This is a genomic window from Pseudomonas sp. DVZ6 (assembly GCF_024259445.1).
In the GTDB taxonomy this organism is placed as follows: Bacteria; Pseudomonadota; Gammaproteobacteria; order Pseudomonadales; family Pseudomonadaceae; genus Aquipseudomonas; species Aquipseudomonas peradeniyensis.
Genome location: NZ_JANCLM010000049.1, coordinates 18,037 through 39,029, shown reverse-complemented (window position 1 = coordinate 39,029; position 20,993 = coordinate 18,037). Strand labels below are relative to the sequence as shown.

Below are 20,993 nucleotides of genomic sequence, written 5' to 3'. Positions count from 1 at the left end.
CAGCGGAGGGCCGGATGAATGGAGCGCAGCGGCTTTGGTTACTTTGGCCAAGACCAAAGTAACCCGCCGTAAGGGCGGAAAGGTGAATAAGCGTCGACATCACAAATGAATGCGCATACAACTTCCAAAACCACCCAACAACAACAACAACAACAACAACAACAACAACAACAACAACAACAACAACAAGGGGCGAATCAGAAGTCAGAACAACCACTTCCAATCCGCCCCCAGCCAAACCCCTGAAATCAATTCAAAGCATCAAGCAAAGCCTGATTCATCTCCGGCGTCCCAACGGTAATCCGCAGGAACTGCGCAATCCGCTCCTGCTTGAAGTGCCGAACAATCACCCCCTGCTCCCGAAGCCGCGCCGCGATCCCCGCAGCATCCTCCCCGGGATGCCGGGCAAAGATGAAGTTCGCCGCCGAAGGCAACACCTCGAACCCACGCGCCACCAATTCGGCAACCAGCACCTCTCGGCTATCGATAACCTTGCGACAGGTCTCATCGAAATACGCACGGTCCTCGAACGCCGCCGCCGCCCCGACAATCGCCATGCGATCCAACGGATACGAGTTGAAGCTGTTCTTGATCCGCTCCAACGCCTCGATCAGATCAGGATGACCAACCGCCAACCCAACCCGAAGCCCCGCCAGCGAACGCGACTTGGACAAGGTCTGGGTCACCAGCAGGTTGTCATAGCGATCGACCAGGCTGATGGCCGTCTCGCCACCGAAATCGATGTAGGCCTCATCGACCACCACCACCGAATCCCGGTTGGCCTGCAGCAGCTGCTCGACCGCCTTGAGCGGCAACAGGCAGCCGGTCGGCGCATTGGGGTTGGGGAAGATGACCCCGGCATTGGGCTTGCTGTAGTCCGAAACCCGGATCTGGAACTGCTCATCCAGCGCCACCTGCTCGAACGCGATACCGTACAGGCCGCAATACACCGGGTAGAAGCTGTAGCTCACGTCCGGGAACAGCAGCGGCCCACGGTCATGCTGGAACAGGCCGTGGAAGATGTGCGCCAACACCTCGTCCGAGCCGTTGCCAACGAACACCTGCGCCGGCGTCACAGCGTAATACTCGGCCACCGCCTGCTTGAGCCGGTCACCGTTCGGGTCCGGATACAACCGCAGGTTGTCGTTGAGCTCGCCACGCATGGCTTCCAGCGCCTTGGGCGACGGGCCATAGGGGTTCTCGTTGGTGTTCAGCTTGACCAGCCGCGCAAGCTTGGGCTGCTCGCCCGGCACGTAAGGCACCAGGTCCTTGACGAAGGGACTCCAGAATCGACTCATGCTCAGTTCCCCTTCTCGTTGAGGATGCGGTATTCGGCGCTGCGCGCGTGAGCGGTCAGCGATTCGCCCCGGGCCAGCACGGAAGCGGTGTGACCCAGCTCGGACGCGCCCTGCTCGGAGCAGAAGATGATCGACGAACGCTTCTGGAAGTCATACACGCCCAACGGCGAAGAGAAGCGCGCGGTGCCGGAAGTCGGCAGCACGTGGTTAGGGCCGGCGCAGTAGTCGCCCAGCGCCTCGCTGGTGTGGCGGCCCATGAAGATCGCGCCGGCGTGGCGAATCTGCGGCAACCAGGCCTGCGGGTCGGCCACCGACAGTTCCAGGTGCTCGGGAGCGATGCGGTTGGCCACCTCGATGGCCTGCTGCATGTCACGCACCTGGATCAGCGCGCCACGGCCGTTGATCGACTTCTCGATGATCTCGGCGCGCTCCATGGTCGGCAGCAGCTTGTCGATGCTGGCGGCCACACGGTCAAGGAACTCGGCATCCGGGCTGACCAGGATGGCCTGGGCGTCTTCGTCGTGCTCGGCCTGGGAGAACAGGTCCATGGCGATCCAGTCCGGATCGGTCTGGCCGTCGCACACCACCAGGATCTCAGAAGGGCCGGCAATCATGTCGATACCGACCTGGCCGAATACATGACGCTTGGCGGTGGCCACGTAGATGTTGCCCGGGCCGACGATCTTGTCCACCTGCGGCACGCTTTCGGTGCCATAGGCCAGGGCCGCGACTGCCTGGGCGCCACCGACGGTGAATACCCGGTCGACCCCGGCGATGCAGGCCGCGGCCAGCACCAGCTCGTTGACCTCGCCACGCGGGGTCGGCACGACCATTACCACTTCGGCCACGCCGGCCACTTTCGCCGGAATCGCATTCATCAGCACCGACGATGGGTACGATGCCTTGCCACCCGGCACGTACAGGCCGGCGCGGTCCAGCGGAGTGACCTTCTGGCCGAGCACGGTGCCGTCGGCCTCGGTGTACTGCCAGGAGTCCTGCTTCTGCCGCTCGTGGTAGATACGCACACGGCTGGCAGCTTTCTCCAGAGCTTCGCGCTGCACCGGAGTGATGCGGGTCAGGGCCAGCTCAAGGCGGGCACGGTCGAGGATCAGATCATTGATCGATGTGGCATCGACACCGTCGAAACGCTGGGTGAACTCCACCAACGCCGCATCACCGCGCTCGCGCACAGCCTTGATGATGTCGAGCACGCGCTGGTTGACCGCGTCATCGGACACGCTTTCCCAGCTCAGCAGATGATCCAGATGTCGGGCGAAATCCTGGTCAGCGGCGTTGAGACGGGCAATTGCAGTGGACACGGTCATGGCGAGGGCCTCGTTATTAGCGGATGTTCAGGCGCCCTAAAGCTACCACTCCATCCGCGCGGGCACCTGAGAAAATTGGCTATGACGCGGATAGACGGGCGCGACAGCGGAGGTCGCGCGCAGAGGTCAGCCGCGGTGTCGCGATTCGACGGCGTTGCGCAGGGTGTCGATCAGGCTCTGGATACGGGCGTGCTGCATTTTCATGGAGGCCTTGTTGACCACCAGGCGCGAGCTGATCGTGGCGATCAGTTCCTGGGGTTCGAGGCCGTTGGCGCGCAGGGTGTTGCCGGTGTCGACCACGTCGATGATCTTGTCGGCGAGGTTGATCAGCGGGGCCAGCTCCATGGAACCGTACAGCTTGATGATGTCGACCTGACGACCCTGTTCGGCGTAATAGCGCTTGGCTACGTTGACGAACTTGGTGGCCACGCGCAGGCGGCCCTTGGGCTCGGGCGCGCCGGTTACGCCGGCGGTCATCAGCTTGCATTGGGCGATCTGCAGGTCCAGGGGCTCGTACAGGCCCTGGCCGCCGTATTCCATCAGCACGTCCTTGCCGGCCACTCCGAGGTCGGCGGCGCCATGCTCGACATAGGTCGGCACGTCGGTGGCACGCACGATGAGCAGGCGGACATCATCCTGGGTGGTCGGGATGATCAGCTTGCGACTCTTGTCCGGATTCTCGGTCGGCACGATGCCGGCTTCGGCCAGCAGTGGCAGGGTATCGTCGAGAATGCGGCCTTTGGATAGCGCGATGGTCAACATTGGAACGTCGGTCCTTAAGCGTCTACTGCCGGCCGGGCCCGTGAGCCCGACCGCATACGATTCGGCTGGCGCGTCCCTGCGCCGTGATGACTGCTAGCCCGGTACGCGACGGATCTTCGCGCCCAGCATCTGCAGTTTTTCCTCGATGCACTCGTAGCCACGGTCAATGTGGTAGATGCGATCGATCAGGGTATCGCCTTCGGCGACCAGCGCCGACAGCACCAGGCTGGCGGAAGCGCGCAGGTCGGTGGCCATTACCGGAGCACCTTTGAGCGCCTTGACGCCAGTGACGATGGCGGTGTTGCCCTCGACCTGGATCTGTGCGCCCATGCGGTGCATCTCGTAGACGTGCATGAAGCGGTTTTCGAAGATGGTCTCGATCACTGCGCCCGTGCCTTCGGCGATGGCGTTGAGCGAGATGAACTGCGCCTGCATGTCGGTCGGGAACGCCGGGTACGGGGCGGTACGCAGGTTCACGGCCTTCGGACGCTTGCCGTGCATGTCCAGCTCGATCCAGTCTTCACCGGTGGTGATGTCGGCGCCGGCTTCCTTGAGCTTCTCGAGGACGGCTTCGAGGATGGTCGGATCGGTGTCCTTGACCTTGACGCGGCCACCGGTCACGGCAGCGGCGACCAGGTAGGTGCCGGTCTCGATACGGTCGGGCATGACGCGATAGGTGGTCGGCTGCAGACGCTCGACGCCATCGATGGTGATGGTGTCGGTACCGGCGCCCTGGATCTTCGCGCCCATGGCGATCAGGAAGTTGGCCAGGTCGACCACCTCCGGCTCGCGGGCGGCGTTCTGCAGCACGCTGCGGCCCTTGGCCAGGGCGGCGGCCATCATGATGTTCTCGGTGCCGGTAACGCTGACGGTGTCGAAGAAGAAGTGCGCGCCGCGCAGGCCGCCTTCGGGCGCCTTGGCCTTGATGTAGCCGCCTTCGACATCGATTTTCGCACCCATGGCCTCCAGGCCGCGGATGTGCAGGTCGACCGGACGCGAACCGATGGCGCAACCGCCCGGCAGGGCCACTTCGGCCTCACCGAAACGGGCGACCATCGGGCCGAGGACCAGGATCGAGGCGCGCATGGTCTTGACCAGCTCGTAGGGAGCGACCAGGGTCTTGATGGTGCGTGGATCGATTTCCACCGAGAGCTTCTCGTCGATCACCGGCTCGATGCCCATGCGACCGAACAGCTCGATCATGGTGGTGATGTCGTGCAGGTGCGGCAGGTTGCCGACCGTGACCGGACCATCGCACAGCAGGGTGGCCGAGAGAATCGGCAGTGCCGAGTTCTTCGCGCCGGAAATGCGGATCTCGCCGTCAAGGCGCGCGCCGCCAGTAATAATCAGTTTGTCCATACGTATCTCGCCGCCAAGTTGGCTCAGGTGCGCTCAGCCCAGGCTGCGCTGCTGAAGAATTTCATGGTTACCGCGTGAATGCTGCCGTTGGCGATCCACGGATTGAGGTGAGCATAGATCGCCTGCTGACGCTTGACCGGGCTCTGGCCGGCCAGCTCGTCGCTGATCACGTTCAACTGGAAGTTGCAGCCTTCGCCTTCAACTTCGACCCGGGTTCCCGGCAATTTCTCTTCCAGAAAGCTTTTGACTTCTACGGCCTGCATGCTCAACCTCGATCGGCGCCCAACGCGCGCGGGTCGGCCATCATACAAAAAAGCCCCTCGCCTGCGAAGCCCATGACAAGGCGCGCTGACCGAGGGGCCTTTCCCGAACGGCAGGGCATCAGCCTGCCAGCACTTCATCGAGGTCATAGACCCCGGCGATTTCCCGCATATCCTCGGGTATACCGCGCAGTTCCCAGGTCTTGCCGGCCGCCTGGGCATCGCGCATGAAGCCCAGCAACAACGACAGGCCGACACTGCTCGACTTCACCACCGCGGTGCAGTCGAGCACCAGACGCTGCTCGCGGCACGCCGCGACCAACGCCTGGCCCTGTTTGCGCAGGGCCGGACCGCTGCGGTAGTCCAGCACGCCGGCCAGGGCGAGGACGCCCGGCTCGGCCATGCTCACGGCGGCGTCGCTCATTTGACTTCCTTATCCGGCGAAGTATCGGCGGTCGCCTTGGCCTTGGCCACTTCGCCAGCCCAGCCGTCGATGGTCTTGTCCAGGTTGTTGCCGTTGCGCTGCATGGCGTCCTGGAACTGGTCGCGGAACAGCTTGCCGATGTTGATGCCATTGACGATGACGTTACGCACCTTCCACTCGCCATCGAGCTTCTGCATGGTGTACTGCACCGGATAGACCGCGCCGTTGGTGCCGGTGATCTTCATGCCGACGCTGGTGCGGTCGCCGTCCTCGGCCTTGGCCGGGTCTACGGTGATGCCCTGGTTGTTGTACTCCAGCAGGGCGTTGCCGTAGAACTGCATCAGGCTGCGCTTGAAGTTCTCCTGGAAGCGCTGCATCTGCTCGGGCGTCGCCTTGCGCGAGTACTTGACGGTCATGATGCTCTTGGAGATGCCATCGGCATCGACCACCGGGCCGAGATTGCTGTTGAGCGCGTTGTAGAACGCCTCGGGGTTGGCCTTGTACTGCTCCTTGTTGGCCTTCAGGTCGCTGAGCAGCTGCGTGGTGGTGCCCTGGATCACATCACGGGCGGATTGCCCCGGCGCCGCCAGGGCCAGCAGGGGGAAGGCCGCCAGCAGAACCAGCAGGCCACGTCGCAGGATCGAAATCATGGAAACTCCTTAATTAGCCGGTTGCGCTTCTTTCGGTTCCTTGCCCACCGAGTTGAGCAGGAACTTGCCGATCAGGTCTTCCAGCACCAGCGCCGACTGGGTGTCGTGGATGGTGCTGCCGTCCTTGAGTACCGCGTCCTCGCCGCCCACGCTGATGCCGATGTACTTCTCGCCCAGCAGGCCTGCGGTCAGGATCGAGGCAGTGGAGTCGGTCGGCAGGTTGTCGACATGCTTGTCCAGCTGCAGCGTGACCCGACCGGTGTAGGAATCACGGTCCAGATCGATGGCCGTGACCTTGCCGATGGTCACACCGGCCATGGTCACTTTAGCTCTGACCGTCAAACCGGCGATATTGTCGAAGTACGCATAAACTTTGTACGTGTCGCTGCTCGGGCTGGCCGACAGCCCGCTGACACGCAGGGCCAGCAGCAGCAGCGCCAGGATCCCGGCCAGGAGGAACAGGCCGACACCGATTTCCAGGGTGCGGTTTTGCATCAGAAATCTCCAAACATCAAGGCGGTCAGAATAAAGTCCAGACCCAGGACTGCCAACGAGGCATAGACCACGGTCTTGGTGGTGGCACGGCTGATCCCTTCTGAAGTGGGCTCACAGTCGTACCCCTGGAATACGGCGATCCAGGTGACGACGAAGGCGAACACCAGGCTCTTGATCAGCCCGTTGATCACGTCGTCGCTGAACGAAACGCTGTTCTGCATGTTGGCCCAGAACGAACCCTCATAGACGCCCAGCCAGTCCACGGCGACCCACGAGCCGCCCCAGATGCCGACCACGCTGAAGATCAACGCCAGTAGCGGCAGCGAGATGAAGCCGGCCCACAGGCGCGGGGCGACGATGTACTTGAGCGGATCGACGCCGATCATCTCCAGGCTCGACAGTTGCTCGGTGGACTTCATGTTGCCGATCTCGGCGGTCAGCGCGGAGCCCGCGCGGCCGGCGAACAGCAAGCCGGTGACCACCGGCCCCAGCTCGCGCAGCAGGGTCAGGGCGACCATCTGCCCCACGGCCTGCTCCGAGCCGTACCTGGCGAGGATGCTGTAGCCCTGCAGGGCCAGCACCATGCCGATGAACACGCCGGACACGACGATGATCGCCAGCGACAGCACGCCCACCGAATACAGTTGCTTGACCAGCAGCTGGAAGCCACCAATGCCGCTGCGCCCGCCCAGCGAATGGCCGAGGAACAGGCACGAGCGTCCCAGTACGGCCAGCACATCGATGGCCGAACGGCCGAACAGACGGATACGTTCGAGTAAGGATTTTCTGCGCATCAACGCGTCCCCAGCAGATCGGCGCGGTAGTCAGGCGCAGGGAAGTGGAAGGGTACCGGGCCGTCCGGGTCGCCTTTCATGAACTGGCGGATGCGCGGATTGTCCGAGCCCATCAGTTCGTCCGGCGTGCCCTGCCCCAGCACCTGGCCGTCGCCGACCACATAGATGTAGTCGGCGATGCTCGCGGTTTCCGCGAGATCGTGGGACACCACGATGCTGGTGATGCCCAGGGCATCGTTGAGCAGGCGGATCAGGCGCACCAGCACGCCCATGGCGATCGGGTCCTGGCCGACGAACGGTTCGTCGTACATGAGGATCTGCGGGTCGAGGGCGATCGCCCGAGCCAGCGCCACGCGACGCTTCATGCCGCCGGACAGCTCGTCGGGCATCAGGTCGATGGCGCCGCGCAGGCCCACGGCCTGCAGCTTCATCAGCACGATGTCACGGATCATCTCGTCCGACAGCTGCGTATGCACCCGCAGCGGGAAGGCCACGTTCTCGAACACATCCAGGTCGGTGAACAGCGCGCCGCTCTGGAACAGCACGCCCATCTGCTTGCGCGCGTCGAACAGGTCGCTGCGCGACAACGCGGGCAGGTTCTGCCCGTTGACCCAGACCTCGCCACCGGACGGGCGCAACTGCGCGCCCATCAGGCGCAGCAAGGTGGTCTTGCCGCACCCCGAAGGCCCCATGATGCCGGTGACCTTGCCGCGGGGAATGCGTATGTCCACGTTGCTGAAAATGCTGCGCGAACCGCGCTTGAAGGTGACACCCTTCAACTCGACCGCGTAGGCGCTATCCACACTCATCTAGACTCCTTGCTAGTGCAGCCTCGTCATGTGGACGCCTGCCTTCATCTTGAAGGCACACAGGTCCCCGGCGGGCCGAATAGCGGCGAACTATAGCACCGCTGATAGGCCCGCCCCAAGGGCGTCCCCGCACTCGTTCAGGGCACAGACAGGCTGGCGCGGCATCCATATGACATTCGAAGGATGAGCCTTTCACACATTGCGGCTATAATCGCCGCCTTTTCATCAGGCATTGCGTTTCGACATGACCCAATCCAGCGAGCTGATCCAATCCGCCCAGCGCACCCTGCGCCTCGAACTCGAGGCCGTGGAAGCCCTGCTGGCCCGCATCGACGGTGACTTCGTCAAGGCCTGCGAACTGATCCTGGCCAGCAAGGGACGGGTCGTGGTGGTGGGCATGGGCAAGTCGGGGCACATCGGCAACAAGATCGCCGCCACCCTGGCCAGCACCGGCACTCCGGCGTTCTTCGTGCACCCGGCCGAAGCCAGCCATGGCGACATGGGCATGATCACCCGGGACGATGTCATTCTTGCCCTGTCCAACTCCGGCAGCACCGCCGAGATCGTCACCCTGCTGCCACTGATCAAGCGCCTGGGCATCCAGCTGATCAGCCTGACCGGCAACCCCGACTCGCCCCTGGCCCAGGCCGCCGAGGTCAACCTCGACGCCAGCGTCGCCCAGGAAGCCTGTCCGCTCAACCTGGCGCCGACCTCCTCCACCACTGCGGCGCTGGCGCTGGGCGACGCCCTGGCCATCGCCCTGCTGGAGGCCCGCGGCTTCACCGCCGAGGATTTCGCCTTCTCCCACCCCGGTGGCGCACTGGGCCGCCGCCTGTTGCTGAAGGTCGAGAACGTCATGCATGCCGGCGAAGAACTCCCGGTGGTCAAGAGCGGCACCCTGCTCAAGGACGCGCTGCTTGAAATGTCTCGCAAAGGTCTGGGCATGACCGTGGTCCTGGGTGACGACGGCAAGCTTGCCGGCGTATTCACCGACGGCGACCTGCGCCGCAGCCTGGACCGCAACATCGACGTGCACAAGACCCTCATCGACGAGGTCATGACCGTGCACGGCAAGACCGCCCGCGCCGAGATGCTCGCCGCCGAGGCACTGAAGATCATGGAAGACCACAAGATCAGCGCGCTGGTGGTGGTCGATCAGGAAGACCGCCCGACCGGCGCCCTGAACATGCACGACCTGCTGCGCGCCGGAGTGATGTAAATGAACCAGGACCTGATGCAACGCGCCAAGGCCATCAAGCTGGCGGTGTTCGACGTCGACGGCGTGCTCACCGACGGCCGCCTGTATTTCCTCGAGGACGGCAGCGAGTTCAAGACCTTCAACACCCTCGACGGCCACGGCATCAAGATGCTCATGGCCGCGGGCGTGACCACCGCGATCATCAGCGGGCGCAAGACCCCGGTGGTCGAGCGCCGGGCGAAGAACCTCGGCATCCCGCACCTGTTCCAGGGCCGCGAGGACAAACTGGTGGTGCTCGACGGCCTGCTCGCCGAACTCAATCTAAGCTATGAACAGGTCGCCTACCTCGGCGACGACCTGCCCGACCTGCCGGTGATCCGCCGCGTGGGCCTGGGCATGGCGGTGCACAACGCCGCGGCATTCGTTCGCCAGCACGCCCACGGCGTCACCCTGGCTCGCGGCGGCGAAGGCGCCGCCCGCGAGTTCTGCGAACTGATCATGCAGGCCCAGGGCACCCTGGACGCTGCCAACGCCCATTACCTGTAAGGCTGCCCATGCTCAGCAAGAAGATCAGAAATGTCGCGCTGCTAGGCGGGATCGCCGCCGTGCTGGTTGCGGTAGGCTATTGGAACATTAGCCCGGAGACCTTCCTCGACCAGCCGCAGGCCCAGGTCGACCAGAGTGCCATCGACTACTACGCGATCAACGCCCACAGCCTGCAGTTCTTGCCCGACGGCAAGCTGCAGTACGAGATGACCGCCGCCAAGGTCGAGCACCTCAAGGCCAGCGAGGTCACCCTGGTAACCACGCCCGACCTGCACATGTACCGCGGCACCGAGTACCCCTGGCACGTGCAGAGCAAGCGCGCCGAGGTCAACCCGGACGGCACCGAGGTCGAACTGATCGACGATGTGCGCGTGGCGCGCACCGACGACAAGCAACGTGAAACCATCATCACCAGCACACGCATGACCGTGTTCCCGCAGAAGCAATATGCGCAGACCGAGCAAGCCGTTAGAATCGACGGCGCCGGTGGCACGACTACGGGCAAAGGAATGAAAGCGTATTTGAAAGAAGGCAGGATGGACCTGCTCTCTAACGTAAGAGGACAGTATGAGGCTCGTTAAAACCATCCCCCTTCTGCTCAGCCTGGGCGTAGCACTGGGAAGCGCGAGCGCCTTCGCCCTGCCGAACGACCGTGACCAGCCGATCCGCATCCAGGCGGACAACGCCCACCTGGACGACAAGCAGGGCGTTGCCACCTACACCGGCGACGTGATCATCACCCAAGGTTCGATGATGATCAAAGGCAACACCGTGACCATGACCCGCTCCGCCTCCGGCGACATCGACGTGGTCACCTCGGTGGGCAACCTGGCCTACTTCGAGCAGCAGCAGAGCGCCGCCAAGCCCGACAAGATGAAAGGCTGGGCCGTGACCATCCAGTACCAGGCGCAGAAAGACACGGTGATCCTTACCGACCGCGCCAAGGTCGAGAACGAAGGCAACACCACCGAAGGCGAGAAGATCGTCTACAACACCAAGACCCAGGTGGCTACCGCCGGTCGCGGTGGCAACGTGACTGCACCACGTCAGCGCATCGACATGGTCATTCAACCGAAGAAAAAGGCCGAGTAAATGGCAACCCTCAAAGCCCAGCACCTGGCCAAGAGCTACAAGGGCAGGCAGGTCGTTCGCGACGTCAGCCTGTCCATCGACAGCGGCCAGATCGTCGGCCTGCTCGGCCCCAACGGCGCCGGCAAGACCACCTGTTTCTACATGATCGTCGGCCTGGTCCAGGCCGACCAGGGCCGCGTGCTGATCGACAGCCTCGACGTCAGCCACCAGCCCATGCACGGCCGCGCCCAGGCCGGTATCGGCTACCTGCCGCAGGAAGCCTCGATCTTCCGCAAGCTGTCGGTGGCCGACAACATCATGGCCATCCTCGAGACCCGCAAGGACCTCGACCGCGACGGCCGGCGCAAGGAGCTGGAAAGCCTGCTGCAGGAATTCCACATCAGCCACATCCGCGACAACCTCGGCATGAGCCTCTCCGGCGGTGAACGCCGCCGCGTCGAGATCGCCCGCGCCCTGGCCACCGCGCCCAAGTTCATCCTGCTGGACGAACCCTTTGCCGGTGTCGACCCGATCTCCGTGGGCGACATCAAGCAGATCATCCACCACCTCAAGAACAAGGGCATCGGCGTACTGATCACCGACCACAACGTTCGCGAGACCCTGGACATCTGCGAGACCGCCTACATCGTCAACGATGGCCAGCTGATCGCCGAAGGCGACGCCGAGACCATCCTGGCCAACCAGCTGGTCAAGGAAGTGTACCTGGGGCACGAGTTCCGACTCTGACCCCGGCCTGCCCGGAGCACTGGCGCAAGCGCCTGTTCGAGGCTTAAGTTGTTACAGTGCTCTAGGCAAACGCTGCAATTTCAGGCATACAACTTGCTTAAAATCGGCGCCCAGGCGCCCTCCGTGTAGTGGATGGCGCATGCGCGCCGGCAACAAGGTATCAAGCCCCAGCCATGAAACCATCGCTCGTCCTAAAAATGGGCCAGCAACTGACGATGACCCCGCAGTTGCAACAGGCCATCCGTCTGCTTCAGCTCTCCACCCTGGACCTCCAGCAGGAAATCCAGGAAGCGCTGGAGTCCAATCCGATGCTCGAACGTCAGGAAGACGGCGAGGACTTCGACAACAGCGATCCGATGGCGGACAACGCCGAGAACAAGCCGACCGCCGAAGTCCAGGACAACAGTTTCCAGGAAACCAGTACCAGCAGCACCGCGGAAAACCTCGAAGACGGCGAATGGGCCGAGCGCATCCCCAACGAACTGCCGGTCGACACCGCCTGGGAAGACATCTACCAGACCAGCGCCAGCAGCCTGCCGAGCAACGATGACGACGAGTGGGACTTCACCACCCGCACCTCGGTCGGCGAGAGTCTGCAGAGCCACCTGCTGTGGCAGCTCAACCTGGCGCCGATGTCCGACACCGACCGCCTGATCGCCGTCACCCTGATCGACAGCATCAACAGCCAGGGCTACCTGGAAGACACCCTCGAGGAGATCTGCGCAGGCTTCGATCCGGAACTCGACATCGAGCTGGACGAGGTCGAGGCGGTGCTGCACCGCATCCAGCAGTTCGAACCTGCCGGCATTGGCGCCCGTTCCCTGGGCGAATGCCTGCTGCTGCAACTGCGCCAGCTGCCGGCCTCGACACCGTGGATGAGCGAGGCCCAGCGCCTGGTCACCGACTTCATCGACCTGCTCGGCAGCCGCGACTACAGCCAGCTGATGCGCCGCATGAAGCTCAAGGAAGACGAACTGCGCCAGGTCATCGAACTGGTGCAGACCCTCAACCCGCGCCCCGGCTCGCAGATCGAGTCCAGCGAGCCCGAGTACGTCGTGCCTGACGTCATCGTGCGCAAGGACAGCGAGCGCTGGCTGGTCGAGCTCAACCAGGAAGCGGTACCGCGCCTGCGGGTCAACCCGCAGTACGCCGGCTTCGTCCGCCGCGCCGACACCAGCGCCGACAACACCTTCATGCGCAACCAGCTGCAGGAAGCGCGCTGGTTCATCAAGAGCCTGCAGAGCCGCAACGAGACGCTGATGAAGGTGGCGACGCAGATCGTCGAGCACCAGCGCGGCTTCCTCGACCACGGCGACGAGGCCATGAAGCCGCTGGTGCTGCACGATATCGCCGAGGCGGTGGGCATGCACGAGTCGACCATTTCCCGGGTGACCACGCAAAAATACATGCACACCCCGCGCGGCATCTACGAACTGAAATACTTTTTCTCCAGCCACGTGAGCACCGCCGAAGGCGGCGAATGCTCGTCCACGGCGATCCGCGCGATCATCAAGAAACTGGTGGCGGCGGAAAATCAGAAAAAGCCATTGAGTGACAGCAAGATCGCTGGTTTACTGGAGGCACAAGGCATCCAGGTAGCCCGTCGCACCGTCGCCAAGTACCGCGAATCGTTGGGCATCGCCCCGTCGAGCGAGCGCAAGCGACTGATGTAGCCCCGGGATGTGCCACAGCGTTTCAGTGGCAGGTGCAATACCTGCCTCTTTATGCACGGGCAACAAAGGAGAAGCTGTATGCAAGTCAACATCAGTGGACAGCATGTAGAAGTCACCCAACCACTGCGCGATTACGTGCTTGAGAAGCTCGCCCGCGTGGAGGGTCATTTCGACAAGATCACCAATGCGACGGTGATCATGAAGGTCGAGAAGCTGCAGCAGAAGGTGGAAGCCACACTCCAGATTCCCGGTGGCGAAGTCGTCGCCAACGCCGAACATCAAGACATGTATGCGGCGATCGACGCCTTGGCAGACAAACTTGATCGCCAACTGAAAAAACACAAGGAAAAACAGCAAAGCCTGCTGCAAGGCGCAGCCGCCCGCTGATCCCCCTCATCCATGATCCGACTTGAAACCATCCTGACCCCCGGCCGTTCCCTCGTGAACGTGCCGGGCGGCAGCAAGAAGCGCGCCCTGGAAAAGGTCGCCAACCTGATCGCCGAGCAAGTACCCGAGCTGGAGATGCAAGACGTCTTCGACAAGCTCATCGCTCGGGAAAAGCTGGGCTCCACCGGTTTTGGCAATGGCATCGCCATTCCCCATTGCCGGCTCGAAGGCTGCACCGCGCCAGTGAGCGCCCTGCTGCACCTGGATGCCCCCATCGATTACGATGCCATCGATGGCGCCCCGGTCGACCTGCTGTTCGTCCTGCTGGTCCCGGAAGCCGCCACCGATGCCCACCTTGAACTGCTGCGCCAGATCGCCAGCATGCTCGATCGCAAGGAGGTCCGCGATCGCCTGCGTGCCGCCGACAGCAGCGAGACCCTTTACCAGGTCGTCCTGGACGTACAGAACGAGCACTGAACATGCGCCTGATCATCGTCAGCGGCCGCTCCGGCTCCGGTAAGAGTACCGCCCTCGACGTGCTGGAAGACAACGGCTACTACTGCATCGACAACCTGCCTGCCGGGTTGTTGCCGCAGTTGGCGGAAAACGCGCTGATCAACACCGAGTTGCTGCAACCGAAGGTCGCGGTATCCATCGATGCGCGCAACCTCCCCAGCCACCTGTCGCGCTTCCCCGAACTGCTGGATGAGGCACGTTCGCGGCATATCCAGTGCGACGTGCTGTACCTGGACGCCGACGAAGACACCCTGCTCAAGCGCTTCTCGGAAACCCGCCGCCGCCATCCGCTGACCAACGACAGCCGCTCGCTGGCCGAGGCGATCCGCGTGGAAAGCGAGCTGCTCGGGCCGATCGCCGACCTCGCCGACCTGAAGATCGACACCACCAATCTGAACCTCTACCAGCTGCGCGATTCGATCAAGCTGCGCCTGCTCAACCAGCCCGAGCCAGGCACCGCGTTCCTGGTCGAGTCGTTCGGCTTCAAGCGCGGCATGCCGGTGGACGCCGATGTGGTGTTCGATGTGCGCTGCCTGCCCAATCCATACTGGAAGCCGGAACTTCGCGAGCATTCCGGCCTCGAACAGCCGGTGATCGATTACCTGGCCGCCCAGCCGGACGTCGAGGAAATGTTCCAGGACATCTCCGGTTACCTGCTCAAGTGGCTGCCGCGCTTCGCCGCCAGCAACCGCGCCTATGTCACCATCGCCATCGGCTGTACCGGCGGCCACCACCGCTCGGTGTACATCACCGAACGGCTTGGCCAACTGCTCCAGCAATCCCTGAAAAACGTCCAGGTCCGCCACCGCGACCTATAGCCCACAGGATCCGCCCCACGATGCCCGCCCGCGAAATCACCATCATCAACAAGCTGGGCCTGCATGCGCGGGCGGCCGCCAAGTTCGTCGGCGTGGCCGGTCGCTTCCCTTGCCAGGTACGGGTCGGTCGCGCGCCGGACAAGCTGGTGGACGGCAAGAGCATCATGGCGGTGATGATGCTCGCCGCGGGCAAGGGCACGCCGGTGCACCTGCACACCGAGGGCGAGCAGGACGGTGAGGCCATGGATGCACTGGTCGCGTTGATCAACAATTTCTTCGACGAAGGCGAGTAAGCGCCGCTAGCGACTGCGCACGCTTCGTGTAGGAGCGGCCTTGTGCCGCGAAAGGGCTGCGTAGCAGCCCCGGCAATGCAGCAATGTTGCTGAAAACCAGGGGCTGCCATGCAGCCCTTTCGCGGCACAAGGCCGCTCCTACAGGGACCGTGCCGGGCTCAGGACAGCGCCGTGTCCATCACCATCATCAGGCAGAACCCGACACACAGCCCCAGGCTCGCCAGGCGGTGATGCCCGTTGCTGCGCGATTCGGGAATGATCTCCTGGGTCACCACCAGCAGCATTGCCCCCGCCGCGCAGGCCAGGCCCAGCGGCAGCAGCAGTTCGGCGATGTTCACCAGCCAGGCGCAGATCACCGCGGCCAGTGGCTCGACCAGCCCGGACGCCGCGCCGATCAGGAACGCCTTGAACCGCGACATGCCCGCCCCAGCCAGCACCAGGGCGATCACCAGGCCCTCCGGCACATCCTGCAGCGCGATGCCCATGGCCAGGCTGTCGGCATCGGGCATGCCACCGCCGGCGGACACGCCGATGGCCATGCCTTCGGGAATGTTGTGGGCAATGATGGCGATGACAAACAACCAGATCCGTGCAGCGATCACCGGTTGCTGATCGCTGCCGACCAGGGCCTCTGGCGAAGCGCCGGAGACCTTGAGATCGACCAGGAACAGGCACAACGCGCCGAACAGCAGGCCGCTGCTGATCACCCCACCGGCGCCCCATGGGCTGAAGCCGATGGATTGTGCCGCATCCAGCCCGGGAATGATCAGCGAGAACGCGGTGGCCGCCAGCATCACCCCGGCGCCGAAGCCGAGCAAGGTGTCGGCCACGGCCACCGGCATGTTGCGGATCACCAATACCGGTACCGCGCCCAACGCCGTCCCCAGCGCGCACAATGCGCCGCCCTCAAGGGCACGCAACATGCGCGGTTCCAGGTCCAGCCAGGCGATGCCCCGCGCCACCAGCAACGCGGTGCCGACCAGCAACAGCAAGGTCCCAAGCGCCAGGCGGAACAGGCGCACACTGCTGACAGACATCACCTCGGAGCGCATACCGGTCAGACTCGTTTCAGGGCTTCAAGGTAGCGACGTTCCACTTCGGCCCAGTCGACCACGTTGTAGAAGGCGCCAATGTATTCCGGACGACGGTTCTGGTACTTCAGGTAGTAGGCGTGCTCCCACACGTCCAGGCCGAGGATCGGCGTGTTGCCGTGCATCAGCGGGCTGTCCTGGTTGCCGCTGCTCTCCACTACCAGCGTTTTCTGCGGGGTCACGCTCAGCCAGGCCCAGCCGCTGCCGAAACGGGTCAGTGCGGCCTTGGTGAAAGCCTCCTTGAACGCCTCGAAGCCGCCGAGCTGCGCATCGATGGCCTTGGCCAGCTCACCCTGTGGCTGGCCGCCCCCCTTGGGTGACATCACGGTCCAGAACAGGGTGTGGTTGGCATGCCCGCCACCGTGATTGGTCACTGGCCCGCGCAGGCTCTCGGGCAGCGACTGCACTGCACCGACCAGCTTCTCGACCGGCCACTCGGCCCACTCGGTGCCCTCGATGGCTGTGTTCAGGCCATTGACGTAGGTCTGGTGATGCTTGCTGTGGTGGATCTCCATGGTCTGGGTGTCGATGTGCGGTTCCAGCGCATCGTAGGCATAGGGCAACGCAGGCAAGGTATGCGGCATGTCAGTGGATTCCGTAGGCAGGTGTGCGATCAGTGATATCCGTATGCGCGACCAGCTCGCTGGCCACCGGGGCCTGTCGGCTGAGCAGGCGCTCGGTACGCGGGTATTGGCCGTATTCGGCGATGAAACTCAGCAACTCGGTGTAGGTGCGCCCGCTGTGGCGCAACGCGGCGTCGCGCAGGGCCTGGGGCAGGCGCTGATCCTGGCTGGCCTGGAGCAGCCGCTGGTGTGCCGCGCACAGGTAGTCGGCGCTTTCGTGCGGCTGGTTCAGGCGCAAGTGCAGATCGGCCAGGTTGTGATGGGCGATGACCAGTGCGGCCACCGCCTCGTCGACGTCATGCCAGCGCTCAAACAGCACCTGGGCCAAGGCCAGGGCTTGCAGGTAGTGTTCCCGGGCATCGACCAACTCGCCCTGCTCGAACAGGCGGTTGGCGTCTTGCGTGGTGCGTTTCCAGTGCTGCATGACGTGTCTCCTGGGCGGCCCGGGCTCAGATGCCGCCGGCGGTGAGTTTTTCCGGATCCAGCAGCGCCTCGAGCTGATCACGCGACAGGTCGGAGTGCTCCAGCGCCACATCGATGATCGGGCGGCCCTCTTTGTAGGCGGTCTTGGCGATCTCGGCGGCCTTGAGGTAGCCGATGATCGGGTTCAACGCGGTAACCAGGATCGGGTTGCGCGACAGCGCTTCCTTGAGCTTGGTTTCGTTGACCTTGAAGCTGGCGATGGCCTTGTCGGCCAGCAGGCGGCTGACGTTGGCCATCAGCTCGATGCTTTCCAGCAGGTTGCGGGCAATCACCGGCAGCATCACGTTGAGCTCGAAGTTGCCCGACTGCCCGGCCACGGCGATGGTGGCATCGTTGCCGATCACCTGGGCGGCGACCATGGCGGTGGCTTCCGGGATCACCGGATTGACTTTGCCCGGCATGATCGATGAGCCCGGCTGCAGGCCCTGCAGCTCGATTTCACCGAGGCCGGCGAGCGGGCCCGAGTTCATCCAGCGCAGGTCGTTGGCGATCTTCATCAGCGCCACGGCGGCGGTCTTGAGCTGCCCGGACAAGGCCACGGCGGTGTCCTGGGAGCCGATCAGGGCGAACAGGTTCTCGCCAGGAGTGAATTCGACCTGGGTCAGGCCGCTCAACTGGCGGGCAAAGCCTGCGGCGAACTGCGGATGGGCGTTGATGCCGGTGCCCACGGCGGTACCGCCTTGGGCCAGCGCCTGCAGGCTCGGCAGGGTGGCTTCGATATGCGCCTGGGCGCCCTTGACCTGCGCGGCCCAGCCACCGAGCACCTGGCTCATGCGCACCGGCATGGCATCCATCAGGTGGGTGCGACCGGTCTTCACATGCTTGTGCACTTCGAGCGCCTTGGCCTCGATCACCTGGGTGAGGTGACGCAGGGCCGGCAGCAGCTGCTCGTGCAGAGCCAGGGCGGCGCTGACGTGGATGGTGGTGGGAATGATGTCGTTGCTGCTCTGGCCACAGTTGACATGGTCGTTGGCATTGACCGGCTCGCCCAGCACGCGGCTGGCCAGGGTGGAGATGACCTCGTTGGCGTTCATGTTCGAGCTGGTGCCGGAACCGGTCTGGAACACATCCACCGGGAAATGCTGGATAAAGTCGCCGGACAGCAGTTGCTCGACCGCCTTGACGATGGCCTCGCCCTGCCCCGCGCTCAGCTGGGACAGCTCGACGTTGGCCTTGGCCGCCGCCGCCTTGGCCAGCAGCAGGGCACGGATGAACTGGGCCGGCATCGGCTTGCCGCTGACCGGGAAGTTGTCGACCGCGCGCTGGGTCTGGGCACCGTACAGGGCCTGGGCCGGCACCTGCAGTTCGCCCATGCTGTCACGCTCGATACGGGTATCACTCATCTTCAAGTCCTTGCATCAGTTCTTCGGGAGAAATCGACGGCAGCAGCACGCTGTTGGCGAGCTGCATCGCGTAGGGCTGCCAGCGCAGGTTTTGTTCGCGGCGATCAAGGTTGCGCAGGTCGAGCAAGGGCCGCCAGGCCTGGTCCAGGCACAGGCAGCGCCAATGCCACGGCAGCATGCGATCGTTGGCGGTATCCAGCAGCAGGCGGAAGGCGGTCAGCGCCACGGTCCAGGGCGAGGTTTCGGTGCAGCACACCAGGTAGCGCCCTTCGGCCAGGTAATGCTCGATCAGACGCGGCTCGTCGGGTTCGAGCGCGCAGCGGATGCGCCGGCTGAGCCAGCGCCAGTTTTCCAGGTAGGGCAGTTCGTGGAGGACGGGTTTCATGAACATCATCGCCGGGTTGCTGGATAATGATATTCATTATTATGTGAGAAATAGAATCAGTTCAAGCTAGACGATGGGCAAAAGAAACCCGGCGCGATGGCCGGGTCCTTTGCAAGGCATGAGCAGGGCAGCGTGGGAGCGAGCTTGCCTCGCGATTGCAGGTAAGAATATCGCGGGGCAAGCCCGCTCCCACGCTCCCCTACTCCCCTGCTGATGACAGAGCGCCGATCAGCTGCCAGCCAGCGTCATCCGCTCGATCAGCACCGAGCCACTGTGGATATTGCTGCGGGTCTCGATATCGCTGCCGATCGCCACGATCTGCTGGAACATGTCCTTCATGTTGCCGGCGATGGTCACTTCCTGGACCGGGAACTGGATCTCGCCGTTTTCGACCCAGAAGCCCGCAGCGCCACGGGAATAGTCACCGGTCACCATGTTCAGGCCATGCCCCATCAGCTCGGTTACCAGCAGGCCGCGGCCCATGCGGCGAATCAGTGCCGCCTGGTCCTCCACGCCATGGCTGACGTACAGGTTGTGCACGCCCCCGGCGTTGGCGGTGCTCGGCAGGCTCAGCTTGCGCCCGGAATAGGTGCCGAGGATGTAGGACACCAGCTCGCCCTTGTCGACGAACGGCTTGGCGTAGGTGGCCAGGCCGTCGCCGTCGAATGCCGCGCTGCCCAGCGCGCGCGGGATGTGCGGCCGCTCGTCGAGGGTCAGCCAGGTGGGGAACAGGCGCTGGCCGAGGGTGCCTTCGAGGAACGACGACTTGCGGTACAGGTTGCCGCCGGAAATCGCCGACAGGAAGCTGCCGAACAGGCCGCCGGCAAGCTCCGCCGAGAACAGTACTGGCACCTCGCAGGTCGGCACCGGACGCGCGCCGAGGCGGCTGGCGGCGCGTTGCGCGGCGCGCTGGCCGATGCTGCGCGGGTCGGCCAGCAGGTTGCCCTGGCGATTGACGTCGTACCAGTAGTCGCGCTGCATCTGCCCGTCGGCCTCGGCGATCATCACGCAGCTCAGGCTGTGCCGGGTGGACGCGTAGCCGCCGATGAAGCCGTGGCTGTTGCCATAGACCCGCACGCCCTGGTGGGTATTGAGGGTGGTGCCATCGGCGTTGAGGATGCGCTTGTCGGCGTCGAACGCCGCCGCCTCGCAGGCCAGCGCCATCTCGATGGCCTTCTCCGGCTCGATGTCCCAGTCGTGGTACAGGTCAAGGTCAGGGATCTCGCGGGCCATCAGGGCGGCATCGGCCAGCCCCGAACACGCGTCCTCGGAGGTGTGCTTGGCGATTGCCAGGGCTGCCGCGACGGTCTCGCGGATCGCCTCAGGACCACTGGCCGAGGTGCTGGCCGAACCCTTGCGCTGGCCAACGTAGAGGGTGATGCCGAAGCCCTGGTCGCGGTTGAACTCGACCGTCTCGACTTCGCGCTGACGCACCGTGGTGGACAGGCCCTGCTCCAGCGACACCGCCACTTCGCAGGCGCTGGCGCCCTGACGGCGCGCCTCGGCGACGATCGCCTCGACCTGTTCCTGCAACGCCGGCAGGTCCTTGGGGCCTACGCTCTGGACTGCACTCATGGTTCTCTCCACTGAAAATTCTGCGTACGGCTTGGGTCATTCTACGACCGGGCCGGACAAGCGGCCCC

The 20,993-nt window shown here is 64.0% G+C and carries 27 protein-coding genes; 10 read left to right on the top strand and 17 right to left on the bottom strand.

Translation table 11 applies throughout. The features are described 5' to 3' along the window. From NMG10_RS23200 to NMG10_RS23150, 11 genes are all read right to left on the bottom strand, one after another. On the bottom strand, nt 1-217 hold a 217-nt coding region (locus NMG10_RS23200; RefSeq protein ID WP_254465206.1), incomplete at its 3' end, for a hypothetical protein. Nucleotides 218-248: 31 nt separating this feature from the next. Then, the gene (gene hisC, locus NMG10_RS23195) at nt 249-1,298 is read right to left on the bottom strand and encodes a histidinol-phosphate transaminase (protein WP_254465205.1); all 1,050 of its coding nucleotides are present in this window, start codon (nt 1,296-1,298) and stop codon (nt 249-251) included. 2 nt (nt 1,299-1,300) lie between these two features. After that, nucleotides 1,301-2,623, bottom strand: coding sequence for a histidinol dehydrogenase (gene hisD / locus NMG10_RS23190; protein WP_203650847.1), 1,323 nt, complete (start codon nt 2,621-2,623; stop codon nt 1,301-1,303). A 126-nt stretch (nt 2,624-2,749) separates the two neighbouring features. Next, complete coding sequence (gene hisG / locus NMG10_RS23185; protein ID WP_011532429.1) at nt 2,750-3,385, bottom strand: ATP phosphoribosyltransferase; 636 nt, start codon at nt 3,383-3,385, stop codon at nt 2,750-2,752. Between the two features lie 93 nt (nt 3,386-3,478). Continuing rightward, nucleotides 3,479-4,744: a UDP-N-acetylglucosamine 1-carboxyvinyltransferase gene (gene murA, locus NMG10_RS23180; protein WP_050704103.1), complete on the bottom strand. Its 1,266-nt coding sequence runs from the start codon at nt 4,742-4,744 to the stop codon at nt 3,479-3,481. Nucleotides 4,745-4,767: 23 nt separating this feature from the next. Further along, nucleotides 4,768-5,007, bottom strand: coding sequence for a BolA family protein (locus NMG10_RS23175; protein ID WP_028689666.1), 240 nt, complete (start codon nt 5,005-5,007; stop codon nt 4,768-4,770). A 118-nt stretch (nt 5,008-5,125) separates the two neighbouring features. Further along, nucleotides 5,126-5,428, bottom strand: coding sequence for a lipid asymmetry maintenance protein MlaB (locus NMG10_RS23170; RefSeq protein WP_234560380.1), 303 nt, complete (start codon nt 5,426-5,428; stop codon nt 5,126-5,128). Beyond that, nucleotides 5,425-6,078, bottom strand: coding sequence for a phospholipid-binding protein MlaC (locus NMG10_RS23165; RefSeq protein WP_234560381.1), 654 nt, complete (start codon nt 6,076-6,078; stop codon nt 5,425-5,427). Before NMG10_RS23165 ends, NMG10_RS23170 begins: the two co-directional genes overlap by 4 nt. Nucleotides 6,079-6,087: 9 nt before the next feature. Then, the gene (gene mlaD, locus NMG10_RS23160; RefSeq protein ID WP_028689663.1) at nt 6,088-6,573 is read right to left on the bottom strand and encodes an outer membrane lipid asymmetry maintenance protein MlaD; all 486 of its coding nucleotides are present in this window, start codon (nt 6,571-6,573) and stop codon (nt 6,088-6,090) included. After that, on the bottom strand, nt 6,573-7,367 hold the full coding sequence (gene mlaE, locus NMG10_RS23155; RefSeq protein ID WP_110735650.1) for a lipid asymmetry maintenance ABC transporter permease subunit MlaE: 795 nt from the start codon (nt 7,365-7,367) through the stop codon (nt 6,573-6,575). The genes mlaD and mlaE overlap by 1 nt, the downstream gene beginning before the upstream one ends. After that, nucleotides 7,367-8,176, bottom strand: coding sequence for an ATP-binding cassette domain-containing protein (locus NMG10_RS23150; RefSeq protein ID WP_028689661.1), 810 nt, complete (start codon nt 8,174-8,176; stop codon nt 7,367-7,369). The genes mlaE and NMG10_RS23150 overlap by 1 nt, the downstream gene beginning before the upstream one ends. 244 nt (nt 8,177-8,420) lie before the next feature. Between NMG10_RS23150 and NMG10_RS23145 the strand changes: the two genes are divergently transcribed. The 10 genes from NMG10_RS23145 to NMG10_RS23100 all read left to right on the top strand — a co-directional run bounded on the left by NMG10_RS23145 (nt 8,421) and on the right by NMG10_RS23100 (nt 15,425). Then, nucleotides 8,421-9,395 (top strand): KpsF/GutQ family sugar-phosphate isomerase, encoded by a 975-nt coding sequence (locus NMG10_RS23145; RefSeq protein WP_203650841.1) that lies wholly within the window; start codon nt 8,421-8,423, stop codon nt 9,393-9,395. Then, nucleotides 9,396-9,920, top strand: coding sequence for an HAD family hydrolase (locus NMG10_RS23140; RefSeq protein ID WP_203650839.1), 525 nt, complete (start codon nt 9,396-9,398; stop codon nt 9,918-9,920). It abuts the gene before it with no gap. Between the two features lie 8 nt (nt 9,921-9,928). Continuing rightward, nucleotides 9,929-10,501: an LPS export ABC transporter periplasmic protein LptC gene (gene lptC, locus NMG10_RS23135; RefSeq protein WP_203650837.1), complete on the top strand. Its 573-nt coding sequence runs from the start codon at nt 9,929-9,931 to the stop codon at nt 10,499-10,501. Further along, nucleotides 10,488-11,012, top strand: coding sequence for a lipopolysaccharide transport periplasmic protein LptA (gene lptA, locus NMG10_RS23130; protein ID WP_203650835.1), 525 nt, complete (start codon nt 10,488-10,490; stop codon nt 11,010-11,012). The genes lptC and lptA overlap by 14 nt, the downstream gene beginning before the upstream one ends. Continuing rightward, a complete protein-coding gene (lptB, locus tag NMG10_RS23125; protein ID WP_011532417.1) occupies nt 11,013-11,738 on the top strand; it encodes an LPS export ABC transporter ATP-binding protein in 726 nt (241 codons plus the stop codon). A 173-nt stretch (nt 11,739-11,911) separates the two neighbouring features. Next, nucleotides 11,912-13,411 carry an RNA polymerase factor sigma-54 gene (locus tag NMG10_RS23120; RefSeq protein WP_203650827.1) on the top strand — a complete coding sequence of 500 codons (1,500 nt, stop codon included), beginning with the start codon at nt 11,912-11,914 and terminating at the stop codon, nt 13,409-13,411. A 78-nt stretch (nt 13,412-13,489) separates the two neighbouring features. Further along, nucleotides 13,490-13,798, top strand: a complete 309-nt coding sequence (raiA, locus tag NMG10_RS23115) for a ribosome-associated translation inhibitor RaiA (RefSeq protein ID WP_011532415.1) — start codon at nt 13,490-13,492, stop codon at nt 13,796-13,798. 12 nt (nt 13,799-13,810) lie between these two features. Then, entirely contained in the window at nt 13,811-14,275 is a 465-nt protein-coding gene (ptsN, locus tag NMG10_RS23110) for a PTS IIA-like nitrogen regulatory protein PtsN (RefSeq protein ID WP_232855986.1), read from the top strand. Nucleotides 14,276-14,277: 2 nt separating this feature from the next. Beyond that, nucleotides 14,278-15,132 (top strand): RNase adapter RapZ, encoded by an 855-nt coding sequence (gene rapZ / locus NMG10_RS23105; RefSeq protein ID WP_203650823.1) that lies wholly within the window; start codon nt 14,278-14,280, stop codon nt 15,130-15,132. 20 nt (nt 15,133-15,152) lie between these two features. Next, nucleotides 15,153-15,425, top strand: coding sequence for an HPr family phosphocarrier protein (locus tag NMG10_RS23100; protein ID WP_203650821.1), 273 nt, complete (start codon nt 15,153-15,155; stop codon nt 15,423-15,425). Nucleotides 15,426-15,583: 158 nt separating this feature from the next. On the opposite strand, the gene NMG10_RS23095 is transcribed toward NMG10_RS23100, so the two are convergent. From NMG10_RS23095 to pmbA, 6 genes are all read right to left on the bottom strand, one after another. Next, on the bottom strand, nt 15,584-16,477 hold the full coding sequence (locus NMG10_RS23095) for a ZIP family metal transporter (RefSeq protein WP_232855987.1): 894 nt from the start codon (nt 16,475-16,477) through the stop codon (nt 15,584-15,586). Between the two features lie 5 nt (nt 16,478-16,482). Continuing rightward, nucleotides 16,483-17,100 (bottom strand): superoxide dismutase, encoded by a 618-nt coding sequence (locus NMG10_RS23090; protein WP_232855988.1) that lies wholly within the window; start codon nt 17,098-17,100, stop codon nt 16,483-16,485. Between the two features lies 1 nt (nt 17,101). Beyond that, on the bottom strand, nt 17,102-17,563 hold the full coding sequence (locus NMG10_RS23085) for a hypothetical protein (RefSeq protein WP_203650815.1): 462 nt from the start codon (nt 17,561-17,563) through the stop codon (nt 17,102-17,104). A 25-nt stretch (nt 17,564-17,588) separates the two neighbouring features. Beyond that, entirely contained in the window at nt 17,589-18,965 is a 1,377-nt protein-coding gene (locus NMG10_RS23080; protein WP_203650814.1) for a lyase family protein, read from the bottom strand. After that, nucleotides 18,958-19,359, bottom strand: a complete 402-nt coding sequence (locus tag NMG10_RS23075; RefSeq protein ID WP_062572905.1) for a hypothetical protein — start codon at nt 19,357-19,359, stop codon at nt 18,958-18,960. The genes NMG10_RS23080 and NMG10_RS23075 overlap by 8 nt, the downstream gene beginning before the upstream one ends. 219 nt (nt 19,360-19,578) lie before the next feature. Continuing rightward, nucleotides 19,579-20,925 (bottom strand): metalloprotease PmbA, encoded by a 1,347-nt coding sequence (gene pmbA / locus NMG10_RS23070; RefSeq protein ID WP_203650813.1) that lies wholly within the window; start codon nt 20,923-20,925, stop codon nt 19,579-19,581. Nucleotides 20,926-20,993 lie beyond the last annotated feature (68 nt).

What these genes read in the sequence shown, in the direction of transcription:
- hisC (WP_254465205.1), bottom strand. Translation starts at nt 1,298, where the DNA reads ATGAGTCGATTCTGGAGTCCCTTCGTCAAGGACCTGGTGCCTTACGTG.
- hisD (WP_203650847.1), bottom strand. Translation starts at nt 2,623, where the DNA reads ATGACCGTGTCCACTGCAATTGCCCGTCTCAACGCCGCTGACCAGGAT.
- hisG (WP_011532429.1), bottom strand. Translation starts at nt 3,385, where the DNA reads ATGTTGACCATCGCGCTATCCAAAGGCCGCATTCTCGACGATACCCTG.
- murA (WP_050704103.1), bottom strand. Translation starts at nt 4,744, where the DNA reads ATGGACAAACTGATTATTACTGGCGGCGCGCGCCTTGACGGCGAGATC.
- NMG10_RS23175 (WP_028689666.1), bottom strand. Translation starts at nt 5,007, where the DNA reads ATGCAGGCCGTAGAAGTCAAAAGCTTTCTGGAAGAGAAATTGCCGGGA.
- NMG10_RS23170 (WP_234560380.1), bottom strand. Translation starts at nt 5,428, where the DNA reads ATGAGCGACGCCGCCGTGAGCATGGCCGAGCCGGGCGTCCTCGCCCTG.
- NMG10_RS23165 (WP_234560381.1), bottom strand. Translation starts at nt 6,078, where the DNA reads ATGATTTCGATCCTGCGACGTGGCCTGCTGGTTCTGCTGGCGGCCTTC.
- mlaD (WP_028689663.1), bottom strand. Translation starts at nt 6,573, where the DNA reads ATGCAAAACCGCACCCTGGAAATCGGTGTCGGCCTGTTCCTCCTGGCC.
- mlaE (WP_110735650.1), bottom strand. Translation starts at nt 7,367, where the DNA reads ATGCGCAGAAAATCCTTACTCGAACGTATCCGTCTGTTCGGCCGTTCG.
- NMG10_RS23150 (WP_028689661.1), bottom strand. Translation starts at nt 8,176, where the DNA reads ATGAGTGTGGATAGCGCCTACGCGGTCGAGTTGAAGGGTGTCACCTTC.
- NMG10_RS23145 (WP_203650841.1), top strand. Translation starts at nt 8,421, where the DNA reads ATGACCCAATCCAGCGAGCTGATCCAATCCGCCCAGCGCACCCTGCGC.
- NMG10_RS23140 (WP_203650839.1), top strand. Translation starts at nt 9,396, where the DNA reads ATGAACCAGGACCTGATGCAACGCGCCAAGGCCATCAAGCTGGCGGTG.
- lptC (WP_203650837.1), top strand. Translation starts at nt 9,929, where the DNA reads ATGCTCAGCAAGAAGATCAGAAATGTCGCGCTGCTAGGCGGGATCGCC.
- lptA (WP_203650835.1), top strand. Translation starts at nt 10,488, where the DNA reads ATGAGGCTCGTTAAAACCATCCCCCTTCTGCTCAGCCTGGGCGTAGCA.
- lptB (WP_011532417.1), top strand. Translation starts at nt 11,013, where the DNA reads ATGGCAACCCTCAAAGCCCAGCACCTGGCCAAGAGCTACAAGGGCAGG.
- NMG10_RS23120 (WP_203650827.1), top strand. Translation starts at nt 11,912, where the DNA reads ATGAAACCATCGCTCGTCCTAAAAATGGGCCAGCAACTGACGATGACC.
- raiA (WP_011532415.1), top strand. Translation starts at nt 13,490, where the DNA reads ATGCAAGTCAACATCAGTGGACAGCATGTAGAAGTCACCCAACCACTG.
- ptsN (WP_232855986.1), top strand. Translation starts at nt 13,811, where the DNA reads ATGATCCGACTTGAAACCATCCTGACCCCCGGCCGTTCCCTCGTGAAC.
- rapZ (WP_203650823.1), top strand. Translation starts at nt 14,278, where the DNA reads ATGCGCCTGATCATCGTCAGCGGCCGCTCCGGCTCCGGTAAGAGTACC.
- NMG10_RS23100 (WP_203650821.1), top strand. Translation starts at nt 15,153, where the DNA reads ATGCCCGCCCGCGAAATCACCATCATCAACAAGCTGGGCCTGCATGCG.
- NMG10_RS23095 (WP_232855987.1), bottom strand. Translation starts at nt 16,477, where the DNA reads ATGCGCTCCGAGGTGATGTCTGTCAGCAGTGTGCGCCTGTTCCGCCTG.
- NMG10_RS23090 (WP_232855988.1), bottom strand. Translation starts at nt 17,100, where the DNA reads ATGCCGCATACCTTGCCTGCGTTGCCCTATGCCTACGATGCGCTGGAA.
- NMG10_RS23085 (WP_203650815.1), bottom strand. Translation starts at nt 17,563, where the DNA reads ATGCAGCACTGGAAACGCACCACGCAAGACGCCAACCGCCTGTTCGAG.
- NMG10_RS23080 (WP_203650814.1), bottom strand. Translation starts at nt 18,965, where the DNA reads ATGAGTGATACCCGTATCGAGCGTGACAGCATGGGCGAACTGCAGGTG.
- NMG10_RS23075 (WP_062572905.1), bottom strand. Translation starts at nt 19,359, where the DNA reads ATGATGTTCATGAAACCCGTCCTCCACGAACTGCCCTACCTGGAAAAC.
- pmbA (WP_203650813.1), bottom strand. Translation starts at nt 20,925, where the DNA reads ATGAGTGCAGTCCAGAGCGTAGGCCCCAAGGACCTGCCGGCGTTGCAG.